10 protein-coding genes, 2 rRNA genes and 1 pseudogene (1 of these 13 running past the window's edge) are annotated in these 14,139 nt (G+C 41.7%); 9 read left to right on the top strand and 4 right to left on the bottom strand.

Annotated features, from left to right (window positions below):
• The 8 genes from DN752_RS06880 to DN752_RS06845 all read left to right on the top strand — a co-directional run.
• Positions 1 to 773 (top strand): 23S ribosomal RNA (locus DN752_RS06880) (it extends 2,117 nt beyond the left edge of the window).
• 98 nt (positions 774 to 871) lie between these two features.
• Positions 872 to 983 (top strand): 5S ribosomal RNA (gene rrf / locus DN752_RS06875).
• Positions 984 to 1,654: 671 nt separating this feature from the next.
• Positions 1,655 to 2,812 (top strand): MraY family glycosyltransferase, encoded by a 1,158-nt coding sequence (locus DN752_RS06870; RefSeq protein ID WP_112783261.1) that lies wholly within the window; start codon positions 1,655 to 1,657, stop codon positions 2,810 to 2,812.
• A 29-nt stretch (positions 2,813 to 2,841) separates the two neighbouring features.
• On the top strand, positions 2,842 to 3,984 hold the full coding sequence (locus DN752_RS06865; RefSeq protein WP_112783260.1) for an aminotransferase class I/II-fold pyridoxal phosphate-dependent enzyme: 1,143 nt from the start codon (positions 2,842 to 2,844) through the stop codon (positions 3,982 to 3,984).
• Positions 3,965 to 4,567 (top strand): sugar transferase, encoded by a 603-nt coding sequence (locus DN752_RS06860; protein WP_112783259.1) that lies wholly within the window; start codon positions 3,965 to 3,967, stop codon positions 4,565 to 4,567. The genes DN752_RS06865 and DN752_RS06860 overlap by 20 nt, the downstream gene beginning before the upstream one ends.
• A gap of 246 nt (positions 4,568 to 4,813) precedes the next feature.
• The gene (locus DN752_RS06855) at positions 4,814 to 6,688 is read left to right on the top strand and encodes a polysaccharide biosynthesis protein (protein WP_112783258.1); all 1,875 of its coding nucleotides are present in this window, start codon (positions 4,814 to 4,816) and stop codon (positions 6,686 to 6,688) included.
• Positions 6,689 to 6,778: 90 nt separating this feature from the next.
• A complete protein-coding gene (locus DN752_RS06850; protein ID WP_112783257.1) occupies positions 6,779 to 7,924 on the top strand; it encodes a DNA polymerase III subunit gamma/tau in 1,146 nt (381 codons plus the stop codon).
• 68 nt (positions 7,925 to 7,992) lie between these two features.
• Positions 7,993 to 8,502: a DNA polymerase III subunit gamma/tau gene (locus DN752_RS06845; RefSeq protein WP_112783256.1), complete on the top strand. Its 510-nt coding sequence runs from the start codon at positions 7,993 to 7,995 to the stop codon at positions 8,500 to 8,502.
• Here the strand turns inward: DN752_RS06845 and DN752_RS06840 are convergent.
• From DN752_RS06840 to DN752_RS06825, 4 genes and pseudogenes are all read right to left on the bottom strand, one after another.
• Positions 8,499 to 9,446 carry a DUF3078 domain-containing protein gene (locus DN752_RS06840; RefSeq protein ID WP_245949481.1) on the bottom strand — a complete coding sequence of 316 codons (948 nt, stop codon included), beginning with the start codon at positions 9,444 to 9,446 and terminating at the stop codon, positions 8,499 to 8,501. The genes DN752_RS06845 and DN752_RS06840 overlap by 4 nt on opposite strands.
• A gap of 98 nt (positions 9,447 to 9,544) precedes the next feature.
• Positions 9,545 to 11,119 (bottom strand): lytic transglycosylase domain-containing protein, encoded by a 1,575-nt coding sequence (locus DN752_RS06835; RefSeq protein WP_112783254.1) that lies wholly within the window; start codon positions 11,117 to 11,119, stop codon positions 9,545 to 9,547.
• A gap of 82 nt (positions 11,120 to 11,201) precedes the next feature.
• A pseudogene (locus DN752_RS06830) lies at positions 11,202 to 11,845 on the bottom strand (O-methyltransferase).
• A 2-nt stretch (positions 11,846 to 11,847) separates the two neighbouring features.
• Positions 11,848 to 13,077 carry a M16 family metallopeptidase gene (locus DN752_RS06825; RefSeq protein ID WP_112783253.1) on the bottom strand — a complete coding sequence of 410 codons (1,230 nt, stop codon included), beginning with the start codon at positions 13,075 to 13,077 and terminating at the stop codon, positions 11,848 to 11,850.
• Positions 13,078 to 13,213: 136 nt separating this feature from the next.
• On the opposite strand from DN752_RS06825, the gene DN752_RS06820 reads away from it, so the two are divergent.
• Positions 13,214 to 14,050: a glycosyltransferase gene (locus DN752_RS06820; RefSeq protein WP_112783252.1), complete on the top strand. Its 837-nt coding sequence runs from the start codon at positions 13,214 to 13,216 to the stop codon at positions 14,048 to 14,050.
• Positions 14,051 to 14,139: the final 89 nt, after the last annotated feature.

The following is a 14,139-nucleotide window of genomic DNA, read 5'->3' as shown; positions in this document are numbered from 1 at the left end:
AACAATGTGTAGGATAGGCCGGAGGCTGTGAATCGGCGTCGCCAGGCGTTGAGGAGCCACTGTTGAAATACGGCCCTTTGTTTGTCGGATGTCTAACCCGCTAGAGTCGGGGACATTGCTTGGTGGGTAGTTTGACTGGGGTGGTCGCCTCCAAAAGGATAACGGAGGCTTCCAAAGGTTCCCTCAGCACGCTTGGTAACCGTGCGTGGAGTGCAATAGCATAAGGGAGCTTGACTGCGAGGCCGACAAGCCGAGCAGGGTGGAAACACGGGTATAGTGATCCGGCGGTACCGTATGGAAGGGCCGTCGCTCAAAGGATAAAAGGTACTCTGGGGATAACAGGCTGATCTCCCCCAAGAGCTCATATCGACGGGGAGGTTTGGCACCTCGATGTCGGCTCGTCACATCCTGGGGCTGGAGAAGGTCCCAAGGGTTGGGCTGTTCGCCCATTAAAGTGGCACGCGAGCTGGGTTCAGAACGTCGTGAGACAGTTCGGTCCCTATCTGTTGCGGGCGTGGGAAACTTGAGAGGATCTGACCTTAGTACGAGAGGACCGGGTTGGACGGACCGCTGGTGTACCGGTTGTGGTGCCAACTGCACTGCCGGGTAGCTACGTCCGGAAGGGATAAGCGCTGAAAGCATCTAAGTGCGAAACCCACCTCGAGATGAGGTTTCCGTATAGGGTTGTCAGAGACGATGACGTTGATAGGCTGCAGGTGTAAAGTCGGAGACGGCATAGCTGAGCAGTACTAATAGCCCGAAAACTTGCCTGTATGGTTGTATTATCTTTGGTAATGTCGAAAGACCAAAAAATAACAAGAGCGAATAATCAGATGATATTGTGCGTTTCCTTAGGGGAGCACGAAGATCTTAGGGTGGTACGGCACGGGGGATCCACCTCTTCCCATCCCGAACAGAGAAGTTAAGCCCTGTCGCGCCGATGGTACTGGGGTTACACCCGGGAGAGTAGGTCGCCGCCCGCTTTTATAACCAAGGCCCTCCGCACATGCGGAGGGCCTTTTCTTTTTTATGCCACTACACGGCTGCTGAAAATGGATCAAGCGGAAAAGCTGGGGATAGTAGTTCGTTCTAATAGAACGCTGATGACGCAGATGATTATGATTTGCGCTGATGTTTTGCTTAAATTGGAAATGATAAGTAGCATAAACAAGCCCTGAAAGGGCATGACAACCATAGCCATGGGCAACGCCCATGGTAAGCATCAAAAATGACCTCATTGTTTTAGCAGCCATTACCTTCCCAGCGCTTATAAATTCACGCTAAATCTCAATACACGCAAATAGCGTTTTATTCCAATAATCAATTGGGAGGAGCAATTTTAAGAAAGTTTGTCCCGCAGAAATATTGCATGATCCTTTATTAGAGGGGTAATCGCCGGATTTTAATGAGCTCCTTTCATATAATATTGTGTTACATACACGGTTCCGTATAGTTCTTGTAATAGAAATTAAGTTTATGTTGTCAGTATGAGGTTTTAGCGAATGGTTATTACGGTTGTTTTTAGTAAAAAATTAGTATATTTGAAGAATTGAAAAAGAATGATTAATATTCTTTGCTTATTGTTGATGAAATGAAAAGAACATCGGCATTGAGGATACCTAGTTTGCTTATTTATTATCTTTAATACTTTTCTATGCTATTAGTATTGTTTTCTGTACTGACTGCTTTTTTTATAGGGATCATAATAACCCCCATATTAATCTTTCTTATTAAGAGAGGTAACTTATTAGATAAGCCTGGAGGAAGAAAAATCCATAAGTATTCTGTTCCTTCAATGGGAGGGATCGCCATATTTATTGGGTTGTTGGGTGGGACACTAATTTGGTTGAATTACCAACAGTTAGTTGAAATTAGGTTCTTTATGCTAGGACTCTCCATTATGTTTATTTTGGGGCTTAGGGATGATTTGGTAGAGTTGACTGCTTATCAAAAGCTTATCGGTCAGCTTATAGCAGTGATTACCGTAGTAGTTCTTGGAGATGTTAGGATTAGTAGTTTTTATGAACTTTTAGGTATCGGCGAATTGCCAATATGGTTTAGTTATGCCTTTACAATATTTGGGATTATAGGCTTGACTAATGCCTTTAACTTAATAGATGGATTAGATGGGTTGGCCGGAACGCTTAGTATAATTACTTTTCTGGTTCTTGGGGGATGGTTTTTGTATTCAGGGGAAACTACTTATGGTTTTATAGCATTAACTTTTGTGGGAGCTGTAATGTCATTTCTGATCTATAATTGGCATCCTGCAAAAATTTTTATGGGAGATACGGGGTCGCTTACCTTAGGATTTGCTCTTTCCGTATTGTGCGTTAAATTTATAGAAAGTAATAATGGGGATGTTGGTTCAGATGGATTTCAGTTTAATGCCCCATTAGCTACAGCTGCTGCACTTTTGATTGTTCCATTTTACGATACATTACGTGTTTTTGTGAAAAGAGCCCGAAAAGGCATATCGCCAATGACTGCTGATAAGAGTCATGTGCATCATTTCTTATTGAGAATGGGATTTACACATGATCAGGTAGCGCTTATTCTTGGAGGGGTTAAGCTTGGATTTATTCTTATAGTCATTGTCTTTCATGAATTGCCGGATATTGTAATGATTCCTGCACTATTTGTTTTAGTGGTATTGGCGGGTGTGATACTTGATAAATTGACATTGAAACGTGTGAAGGAAATCGTTAAGGATTCACCTAGGGTCCTAGCTCAACGTCCGTATCAAGTGGTCAGGAAAAAGGTTCAGATTGACGATGAAGTACTAAGACAAGAGGACGTTAATCTTAATTAGTAGGTATTTGAACAACTGCTGAATTACCTATGGGAATAATTAAACTATCAGAGCCTGATTTTAAGGAGGATATTTCTGGACAAGTATTGGATGCATTGGATAGAAAACAGGTAGGGTATGTGGGTACATATGTTGATAAATTTAAAGATAGCTTAAAGCAATATTTAGAAATAACCAATCTTGGCCTGTATTCTTCTGGAACTGCCAGTATTCACTTGGCTTTAATGTTAGCGGGTGTTAATGAGGGTGATGAAGTGATATGTCAGTCATTGACGTTTGCTGCTTCAGTTAATCCAGTGAGGTATCTGGGGGCTAAACCAGTTTTTGTGGGAAGTGAAACCGACACTTGGAACATGTGTCCTCGATCACTTGAGGCGGCATTGGAACACCGAAAGAGATTAGGGAAAAGGGTGAAGGCAATTATTCCAGTACATGTTTTTGGTATGCCTGCTAAAATGGATGCTATCAATGAGATAGCTAATCACTATAATGTTCCAGTTGTCGAGGATGCCGCAGAAGCTTTAGGAGCTAATATTAATGGTCGATTCTGTGGTACAATGGGAGATTATGGTATTTTTTCTTTTAACGCCAATAAAATTATCACTTCTGGCGGAGGAGGGGCTTTATGGGCAAAAAGGCCCGAGGAGATAAATCATGCTGATTTCTTGGCGCTTCAAGCCAAAGATCCTGCGATTCATTATGAGCATAGCCAAGTGGGGTATAATTACGCTTTCAGTAATTTAAATGCCATCCTTGGGTGTAGCCAGTTTGAACAATTGCATAAAAAGTTGGCCAAGAGAAGGGAGAATTATGCCCACTATTATGCTCAGTTGGCCAGTTATGGACTGGGGTTTCAAGAGGGAGAACAACTCATGGATAGCAATCGTTGGTTGACAGCGGTGGTGTTTCCTAAGGAGGAACACGTGCGTGAATTAGGGAGATTTCTTCTAGCCAATGAGGTGGAAACTAGGCCTATTTGGAAACCAATGCATCTTCAGCCATTGTATAAAGAACTCCCCTATTATGGAGAAAGGGTTGAAGAACATCTTTTCTTTAACGGAATTTGTTTGCCTTCCGGTAGTGGCCTTACTATAGACCAACTAGCAGAAGTTACCTTCGCTGTTACCAAATTTTGCAAAAAGAACAAAATAGATGTATCGAGATCTTGTTAAGCCAAGTTTTGATCGTATTGCCGGCTTTACGGGGCTGGTAATGTTGAGTCCATTTATTGTTTTCTTGGCGCTCGTATTGGCCATTGATTTTATGGGAAATCCTTTTTTTGTACAATATAGAGTAGGGAAAAACGGACGAATATTCCGTTTATTCAAACTACGAACGATGAGGCATTCACAAAAAAAGGATCTTAATATTACTGATAAGGGTCGCATGACTTCTTTAGGGCGGGTATTAAGGAAAACTTCGTTAGATGAACTGCCTCAGTTCCTGAATATGGCTTTAGGTGATATGAGCTTGGTGGGACCAAGGCCTTTGTTGGTGGAATACTTGCCTTTATATAATAAAGAAGAGGCAAAAAGGCACTTGGTAAAACCCGGGATTACCGGATTGGCGCAAATAAATGGGCGAAATGCACTTTCTTGGGAAGAGAAGTTTGCTTACGATTTGCATTATGTTTATCAATTGAGTTTTTGGTTAGATATAAAGATTTTCATTAAGTCTGTCTTGAAACCTTTTGATGGTAAAGGTATTTACGGAGATAATGACGAGGTAAAACCATTTAAAGGTACACGGTCATAATGGAATTAAAATTCACTTCTTTTTATCGGTCGCTTACTTACCCCACCTTTTTTCTTATTTATACTCATTAGTCTGGTTTTTTTTGGTTTAAATCACCAATAAGTGTATTTAAAATATTTTTATATGTATTTTAATGTTTTTATATTTGGTTGTGTTTTAATTATGGATTAAAGTGATAATTGTTTTTTAATTGAAGACTGTTGATTTTGACCAATATTTATAACATTTTTAGGTAAACATAGTAAAATGATAAATTGGATCACTCGTACACTTGATTCGGTGATTCTATTCCATTCCATCATAATAGCCTATTTTTTAAGATTAAATTTCGAGTGGGAATTGATTAGTGCCTACCCTGTAATGGCAAGTGGTTTGACATTTGCGGTATTAGGGGGAAGTGCGATGGTTTTCATAGAGAGTTATGGATGGGTTGGAAGTAAATCACGAATCAACAACATCGCTTTAGTGGCGGTAATCGTTTCTGTAGCCTTACTGGTTACTTTCATGTTAGGGAAATTAGTAGGACCAGTTTCCGAAGATATATCTTCTGTGCCTCTATCGGTGTTGATTATTGCAGCCTTGTTGGCGTTTTTTACCATGATTCTTTATCGCTTGTTGATAAAGGAATTCTATGGTATGTTTGTGGACAGTCGACGGCCTAAAAAACATATTGTCATATTTGGAGCAGGAGAAGCGGGGCGGTTGTCCAAGACCGTTTTGGATAGTCAAGTGGGCAATAATCAGAAGATTCATGCTTTTTTAGATGATGATATCGAAAAAGTGGGAGACACGATAGGTGGAGTACCTGTTTATAAAGGATTACAAAACCTCCGTCAGTTGAAAGAGGATTTGGGAATATCCGACCTGTTGATTTCGGTTATGTGCATTTCCCCTAAAAGGAAGAAAGAAATCATAGAAAAATGTCTCCAGTTGGGGATCAAGGTCAGTATAGTTCCCTCTATAGATGAATGGGTCAAGGGAGGATTTAATGTGGGGAAAATCCGTAAAATAAAAATAGAGGACTTGTTGTCTAGGACTGAGATATCATTGGATAACCCTGCAGTTTACCATCAAATCCACCATAGCGTAGTGATGGTGACTGGAGCTGCAGGATCGATAGGAAGTGAACTTTGCAGGCAGATCATCGCTCACAAACCGGCTTTATTGATCATGGTGGATAAGGCAGAATCTTCGCTTTACGATATAGAACAGGAGTTTAAAGTGATCAACTGGAAGAGCCCAGTCACTCCGATATTGGTTGATATTAGGGACAAGAAGAAAATGGAAAGGGTCTTTAAGGAATTCAAGCCAGATATAGTTTATCATGCAGCTGCCTATAAGCATGTGCCAATGATGGAGAATTATCCTGAAGAGGCCGTTACCAGCAATATTTTAGCTACGAAAAATTTGGCTGATCTTTCGGTGCTTTATAATGTCAAGCAATTCGTGTTTGTCAGTACAGATAAGGCCGTTAATCCTACGAATGTAATGGGAGCATCCAAGCGGATTGCGGAGATTTATATCCAAGCACTCAGTGATTACCTGGACGTGGATAAAGGGCAGGTGACAAGATTTGCCATCACCAGGTTTGGTAATGTGCTCGGATCAAATGGTTCTGTAATTCCTTTGTTCAAGAAGCAAATCGAACAAGGAGGACCTGTGTTGGTGACCGATCCCAATATCTCTAGGTATTTTATGACCATTAGCGAGGCATGTCAACTGATTCTTGAGGCAGGAGCGATGTCCAAGGGCAGTGAGATTTTTATTTTTGATATGGGAGAGCCAGTTAAGATCCTAGAACTGGCCAAAAAAATGATCCAGTTAAGTGATAAAAAAATAGAGAAAGACATAAAAATTGTCTTTACCGGACTTCGAGAAGGAGAAAAGTTACATGAAGAATTAGTGTGCCATGCCGAAAGAATCCAGGTTACCCATCACCCAAAGATTCAGGTAGTGAAGATGGATCCGCTGGCTTTCAGTAAGGTGAATTATCAGATTGAATTCTTTGAGCGGCTCTTGGTTCATGATTCTGTTACGGATATTGTCAGGCATATTAAGCAGATTGTGCCTGAGTATATCAGTAATACGTCCAGGTATTCGGTTCTTGATAGGATGAATTGATGTAATTGGAAGTCAGAGGGTTGGTTTATTTATGTGTTGATTTTGAATTTTTAGCGGTTCTAAATTCTAAGAATTTTATATCTTGCAGTGATGGAAAACTTCGTAGTCTCAGCAAGGAAATATAGACCTTCCAATTTCAAAAGCGTGGTGGGACAGCAGCATATTACCACTACGCTGAAGAATGCCATTAAGAATAATCATTTGGCACAGGCGTTTTTGTTTTGTGGACCCAGAGGGGTAGGCAAGACCACATGTGCAAGGATTCTTGCTAAAACGATCAACTGTGAAAATCTCTCCGAAGACTTCGAAGCATGTAATGAATGTGAATCCTGTAAGGCGTTCAATTCCAATAGCTCTTTTAATGTACATGAGCTAGATGCTGCATCCAATAATTCTGTAGATGATATCAGAAACTTGGTGGACCAGGTAAGGTATGCTCCACAAAAAGGGGCTTACAAGATCTATATCATAGATGAGGTGCACATGCTCTCAACCCAAGCTTTTAATGCTTTTTTGAAGACATTAGAAGAGCCTCCAAAATATGCGATTTTTATTTTGGCCACTACTGAAAAGCATAAAATCATTCCTACGATCCTTTCTAGGTGTCAAATATTTGATTTTAACAGGATCCAGATCAAGGATATTGCGGAGCATCTGAAATATATTGCATCTGAAGAAAATATCGACTATGAAGACGAAGCGTTACGCTTGATTGCAGCCAAGGCTGATGGTGCACTCCGTGATGCACTATCGATATTTGATCTGATTGTGACTTATTCTGCCGGAAATAAGTTGACGTATTCAGAGACTATAGGCAATCTACATATATTGGATTATGATTATTATTTCAAAGTGACTGATGCCCTGCTGGAAGAAAGTGTTTCCAATGTTCTATTGATTTTTGATGAAATCCTGAAGAAAGGCTTTGATGGGCATAATTTTATTGTCGGTTTGAGTGAACATTTTAGGAATTTGATGGTGTGTAAAGATGCCGCTACGGTGGAATTACTTCAGGTGTCTGAAAGTGCCCAGGAACGGTATATCGAACAATCGGCTAAATCCAATCTGTCATTTTTGCTGTCGGCCTTGAATATTTGTAATCAATGTGATATCCACTATAAAGGGAGTAAGAACCAACGGTTACATGTTGAGTTAGCATTGATGAAATTGGCTAAATTGCCACAGGCCATCTCATTGGCTGCTGTAGCCCGTGAAGAGGCAAAAAAAAAAGACTAGCTAAGCAGAATACCGCCAAAGCAAGCATACAACAAGAGAAAGCTTCTGCAGCCACTTCCACCCCCAAAATGGAAGTCAGAAAAACAGTGCCTATTCCCGCTAACCTCACGGAGGCAAAGCAGCAGGTGAAGACCGAAGCAGTAGAAGCGCAAGAAAACCCTGTTAAGGAAGAGTCTAAGACAACGACTGATCAAGGTCCAGCTAAAAACAATCCATTTGACAAAGGAAAACTTGGAGCAATCCTTGAGAATGCAATAGCAGGATTTAAACAACAAAAAAGGCACATCGAGGGTACTCTGTTAAAACAGCCTTTTGAGGTGGAAGAAAATAAAGTCAAGTTTTTTCTTAATGGAGAATTGCAGGAGCATCGGTTTGCCCAATTTAAACCTGAGCTGATCGGTATGCTTAGGAAAAAACTTGAAAATTATTTTGTGGAGATAGATTTTGAAGTAAAGGAAGACGCTGTGAGTGAAGAAGAGAAACTTTATACCTCTACGGACAAGCTTGCTTATCTTTCCAAAAAATCCCCAGCCCTTAAGGAGCTGCAGAAGAGATTTGGACTGGAAACGGACTTTTAAAAATCAATGCCCAAGCCGAAATTGATCAGGTTTTGGAGCTGTACAGCTCTGGATTTATTTCCATCATCCATTTCGATATAGACATTTTCATCATAGATAAGAATTGTTTCTATTCGTGTACTGATGTATTTGTTGACTTTCATGCTGATGGTGGAGTTGAAATTGACTGCCATGTTGCCGAATTTGCCGTAATTGGAGAAGAGGTTAAGGTCCGCTTTCCAATTGACATTTTTCATAATTTTCATATCAATTGAAGTTCCCAATGAAGCACCAGCTTCTGGTTTGACTTTGTCTCCCGGGATGATGCCAAAGGCACCTGCTTGACTTAGTGAATCGTTAAGTACAATGGTAAAACGGCCTGTAAAAGGGGATAAGATGGAGGAAAACTTAAAATCATCCTTTTCTTTTTGGTAGTTCAGACCTGTAGAGGACTGAACATAGCCGGGACTTAAAAAATCAGATATCAAATTTCTGGATTCGATGTCGGATCCATTTTCCTTAAAATATTTATAGCCCTCCAGCAGCTGGGTCCTAGCTTCTAACTGCGTAGAAAGGTAAAAGCCTTTCGAGAGTTCCCTGCCGTATTTACTTACAAATTTAAAATTGTCATTTGTTTTCCGGGTTTGGTACGATCGATCAGATTGGCGGTTAAAACCAAAGTTGACCGATAAGGAGGTTTCCCATATTTTATTGTTTTTCTTGTAGTTGGCAAATAAATTGACCCCTGTGTTGAGTGCAAAAGAGCTAGCCCCTCCCGCTGCCCAATTAGATAAGCTCACTTGTTGCACGCTAAGGTTATAGTTTCCTCCTGTTTTCCAAAAAGTGGGTCTTATCTCCTCTTTGATAATAAGACTGTCGCCAAGCATTACCAAGGTGTCCCCATTGATCAAAACGGTGTCAGGGACAACGTCAGTGATTTTGTCCTGAGCAGAGACCCAGTGCATGCTTGTTAAAAACAAAAAAAGAAGACAGGTAATGTGCCGAATCATTCTTGCGTTTTTGATGAATAGACTACAAATATAAATTTCTTTCCCGATATGCCTCAATCACGGTGAATGATAAGTTCCTGCCCAACATGAATTACTGATTGGTTGGCCATGTTGTTCCATTGTTGGATTTCCGAAACTGTGACCCTATATTTCTTTGCTATGGCATATAGCGTTTCTCCTTTTACCACTTTATGTGTGAGGTGTTTTTGGGATGGGACAGGTTGTTCTATGGGGATTTTCTCCGTTGTTTCAGTAGAAGAGGGTAAGGGGGGAGGTGTATTGGTCTGTTTTTTAGGGACAGAAGGTTTTGCTTGGCGGTATTCGAATGGCTCATTCCTTCTACGGTATTTTTGTAGCTTTAATACCATTCCTTCCTTAAGGTCTTCGTCTTTATATAGCCTGTTCTTTGCCTTTAATGAGTGTAGTCGGATTCCATAAGCTTGGGAGATTTCCCAGAGGGTTTCTCCTCTCCTGACCACATGAGAAGGTGTTTTGGCCTTTCCTTTTTTTCTTTTGGTGTAATAATAGTGCCCTTTTACGACAGGGTCTGATTTGGATAGATCGTTTACTCTTCTGAATTTACCATCCCGTATGCCGATACGCTCGGCAAAGTCTTCAGAAGTAGTGCTTACAGCCGCAATGATTCCTTTTATGCCGTTGATCCTTATCTGGTTTTTTTCGAAAGGCTGTGACTGTTTTCCTGTTATCTTGGGGTAGCCGACATGATTGATTTCGACAGCATTAGGGACGCTGGTGGGTGCGGTAATAGTGTTAGATGAGGTGAGGACTGGCTGGTAAGAAGGTGCGCCTGTCGCCAGATATGTAAGGCTGTAGGTTTTGCCGCCTGGGATTTTTTTCCGACTGACCCATTTATTATAGGCTTCGAGGTGGGATTCACTCACGTTAAGGTTTTTTGCTAGCTGTGAGAGTGTAGCAGGCCCTTGTACCTCGACTACCTCTAAGTGCTGATTACTGACAAACTTTCCCATTTGGTTTTCAAAAGCAATTTTATGGGCAAGATATTTTTTGAAATACCAGTGGGTGTTACGGGTGATCTTCATGGTCTTGTCGCCGTTATATTGGCTGCCAAAGTAATTTTGGGCTCCTCCAAGGCCCATTTGATAAGCTACCATTGCGCATGCCCAGTTGTCAAACTTGCTGTTGTTCTTTTTTAGGTAGATGGCTGCTCCTTTTGTCGATGCCACGATATTTTTTCGTTCATCGATGTGGTTATCCACTTGTAAAAACACTTCATGGGCAGTGCCTTTTTTAAACTGCCAGAAGCCTACCGCATTAGAGGTGGATACTGCATCGGGGATCAATCCACTTTCCTGAATGACCAGGTATTTCAGGTCATCAGGTACGCCTTGCTCACGTAGGACATGTTCGATTACAGGCATATAAAGATCGACCCTTTCCATTTTGGTTTTAAAGTAACTGGGGTTGCGGTGAAGGGCGTCTACATCCAGCTGAATGTCCCGCTGGGCCTGACCATTGAGCTCAAGGGTCATGTCAGCAAAACGGATGGTTTGGGGGACCCGAGGTGCCTGAGCATAGGCAAGGTTTAGTGTGGCAAGAATGAAAAAGATCAGTCCACTGTAAATAGTCTTGGTTGGTCGATGAAACATGCCAATAGTTTGCGTAGTATGGATTAACTAATTAATATAAACGATCGGAAAATCGGTTTTGATGTGCAGTGGCTAGTGAAAACTATCGCTTCCTGGCCATCATAATACCATCCCTAATGGGAAAGAGTACATTTTCTACCCGGTCGTCATCTTGTACCATTTTATTGAAGTCTAAAATGGCCTGAGTGGATTTGTCTGCTTTTCCTGAATGATCTTGGATTACTTTTCCGGACCAAAGTACATTGTCTGCAAGAATCAGCCCCCTGGATTTACCTTGTCGATGATCATATTGTAATAGTTGGAATAATTTCTTTTGTCTGCATCAATAAATACCATGTCAAGGGATTCGGTAATTTCCGGGATGAGTGTCATGGCATCTCCCAGCAAATAATGGATCTGCGAGTCCAGTCCTGATGCTGCAAAATATCCCCTGACCATTTCTTCAAGCTCATCATTTTTATCGATAGTGATGAGCTTTCCCTCCTTATCCAAGCCCCTTGCCATGCAGATGGCCGAGTAGCCCGTGTATGTTCCTATTTCGAGTATGGTTTTGGGCCGTTGCATTTTGGTGAAGAGCTCCAGTGTCTTGCCCTGAAGGTGCCCGGACAGCATCCGTGGCATCATTACTTTGGCATGGGTGTCCCTGGAGATCTGTTGTAGTAGCGCATCTTCAGCGCTGGTGTGTTCTTGACAATATTGCAGGAGATCCTCGCTAATAAATTCCATGTCTAGTGGGGTAAATAAGTGAGAAAACTAAGTTCATCTTCCCTGAAGATCTCATTGGCTATGTCATGGAGCTCTTCAGTGGTGGTGTTTCGTATAATGGAGAAAAGATGATCCAAAGAATCAATACGGTCTTTGTCCAGAAGGCTCTTGCCGAATACCAGCATAAGTGCTGCATGGTTTTCTTCGGCCATGGCCATTTGTCCGATGGCCTGTTCTTTGGCCATATGAAGCTGTAGTGTGCCCAGTTTCTTTTCCCGTAGCCTTTTGAGTTCACGTAAGACCAAGTTTTGTGCTTTTTTGAAGGTTTTTTCTTCCGTCCCATAGAAAATACCAAAAAAACCGGTGTCCTTGTATACTTGGTAAGCAGACTCTACGCTGTAAACGTATCCATATTTTTCTCTCAGGGCAAGGTTTAGGCGAGAATTCATGCTAGGGCCTCCCAATATATTATTGAGCAAGAATAGCTTGTAGCGATCAGGATGATATAGGGAATAGGCGGGCTTGCCCATAGCGCAATGAGCTTGGGAGATTTCTTTGTGTACTGTTTCAGTTTTAGGCTGATAGTGCTTGAAATCGCTCCGTCGATAAAGGCTTTTTTTGGTAGGGAGTTCGTTGAGCCTGGGCTCGAGTTGCTTAAGTACTTTTTGGAAGGAGATATTGCCCACTACAGAAAAAACGACTTTGGAAGTGTCCATGCGAGTGGAAATAAAGTCAAAGAAATCACTTTGGCAAAAACTGGAAACCGTCTCTTCGGTGCCAAGGATATTCCTGCCCAAGGAATGGTTTTGAAAGATTACCTCGTCAAATTCATCCAAAATGGCGTCATCGGGCGAATCGCGGTACATGGCCATTTCTTCCAGAATAACCTGCCGCTCTTTTTCTATTTGTTTCTCGGGAAAGGTGCTGTGGAAGGTGATATCAAACAGCAATTCTGCGGCTTTGTTAAAATGCTCCTTCAGGATAGAAGAGTAGAAGCAGATTTTTTCTTTGGTGGTATAGGCATTGAGTTCGCCGCCTACAGATTCCAATCGGTTCAGGATATGGAAGGCTTTTCTTTTTTTGGTGCCTTTAAAGGCCATATGCTCCCAAAAATGTGCCAAGCCTGCTTGTTCCTTCACTTCATCCCTGCTTCCGATATCCAGAATAAACCCACAATGGACCAGTCTGGTGTGTGTCACTTCCTGGTGCACGATGCGGATACCATTTGGTAACGCTTTGATATTATATGACATGTATTATTTACTTTCTAAACTTGAAATTACAAAAATAATGTACTTTATCAGGATATTTTTTTCATGGTCTTTAATATGTTAATTTTATCAACGGAATAAAGGGTGAAAGTCCCTTTCTACTGATCAAAAGAGCAATATGCATCATACTAAAGACGAGTTAAAGGCTACTTTAATTATATCGGTTTATAAAAACACTACTTTTTTAAAGGCAGTGCTGGATTCGCTGGAGGGGCAAACTGACCATCGGTTTGAAGTAATCATCTCTGAGGATGGTGACTCGGAGGAGATGAGAACCTTTGTGGGGCATTATTCCTTTCAGGATCCTTTTCAGCACCTGACCAGAGAGGATAGAGGCTGGCAAAAAAACCAAGCGCTCAATGCTGCCATTAGGGCAGCCAATACCGATTGGTTGGTATTTATTGATGGTGACTGTGTGCTCCATCCAAGGTTTATGGAGTTTCATATCAACCATGCCAACCCAACTACCATCCTTGCCGGAAAGCGTGTTAAGCTTGATCCCAAAACGTCTGAGTTGTTGCTGGAGGGATCCATCAAGCCAGAAGAAATGAATGCTTATGTAAGAAAGCACTTTGCAAAAATCAAAAAGCGTGGCGGGGAGTTTGTGGAGGAGGGCTTTTTTATGGACCCGAAAGGTGTATTGGGTAGGATAGTGGGGACGCGGAAGATGAGGCACCTGAAAGGCTGCAATATGTCCTTTCACAAAGACGCAATTTACGCAATCAATGGGTTTGATGAGGCATATACACGTCCCGCCGTTGGTGAGGATGCCGATCTGCTTTGGCGATTTAAAGGGCTTGGTTATCAATTGGGTTCGGTGAGGAATTTAGCAGTCCAATACCACCTGTACCACAAGGAGAGCTGGACGGACCAGGAAGAGAATTTGCGCATCATGAATGAAAATATGGCAGCCAAAAAATACGTGTGTTCAGATGGCTTGGTGAAGGAGTCTTGAGCCGGCTCAGGGCATTTGCGAACAAATGTTCCCGCCGTCTTGCCCTTTTACCGATAATGCCTATGACAAAACAATATAGAGAAAACTGA

Source organism: Echinicola strongylocentroti (assembly GCF_003260975.1).
In the GTDB taxonomy this organism is placed as follows: Bacteria; Bacteroidota; Bacteroidia; order Cytophagales; family Cyclobacteriaceae; genus Echinicola; species Echinicola strongylocentroti.
The sequence above is the reverse complement of the archived record's forward strand: the minus strand, read 5'-3'. Positions and strand labels throughout refer to the sequence as shown.

Excerpts from the sequence above, each read along its gene's own strand:
- DN752_RS06860 (WP_112783259.1), top strand. The coding sequence starts at position 3,965 with ATGTATCGAGATCTTGTTAAGCCAAGTTTTGATCGTATTGCCGGCTTT.
- DN752_RS06850 (WP_112783257.1), top strand. The coding sequence starts at position 6,779 with ATGGAAAACTTCGTAGTCTCAGCAAGGAAATATAGACCTTCCAATTTC.
- DN752_RS06820 (WP_112783252.1), top strand. The coding sequence starts at position 13,214 with ATGCATCATACTAAAGACGAGTTAAAGGCTACTTTAATTATATCGGTT.
- DN752_RS06845 (WP_112783256.1), top strand. The coding sequence starts at position 7,993 with ATGGAAGTCAGAAAAACAGTGCCTATTCCCGCTAACCTCACGGAGGCA.
- DN752_RS06870 (WP_112783261.1), top strand. The coding sequence starts at position 1,655 with ATGCTATTAGTATTGTTTTCTGTACTGACTGCTTTTTTTATAGGGATC.
- DN752_RS06865 (WP_112783260.1), top strand. The coding sequence starts at position 2,842 with ATGGGAATAATTAAACTATCAGAGCCTGATTTTAAGGAGGATATTTCT.
- DN752_RS06840 (WP_245949481.1), bottom strand. The coding sequence starts at position 9,446 with ATGCACTGGGTCTCTGCTCAGGACAAAATCACTGACGTTGTCCCTGAC.
- DN752_RS06825 (WP_112783253.1), bottom strand. The coding sequence starts at position 13,077 with ATGTCATATAATATCAAAGCGTTACCAAATGGTATCCGCATCGTGCAC.
- DN752_RS06855 (WP_112783258.1), top strand. The coding sequence starts at position 4,814 with ATGATAAATTGGATCACTCGTACACTTGATTCGGTGATTCTATTCCAT.
- DN752_RS06835 (WP_112783254.1), bottom strand. The coding sequence starts at position 11,119 with ATGTTTCATCGACCAACCAAGACTATTTACAGTGGACTGATCTTTTTC.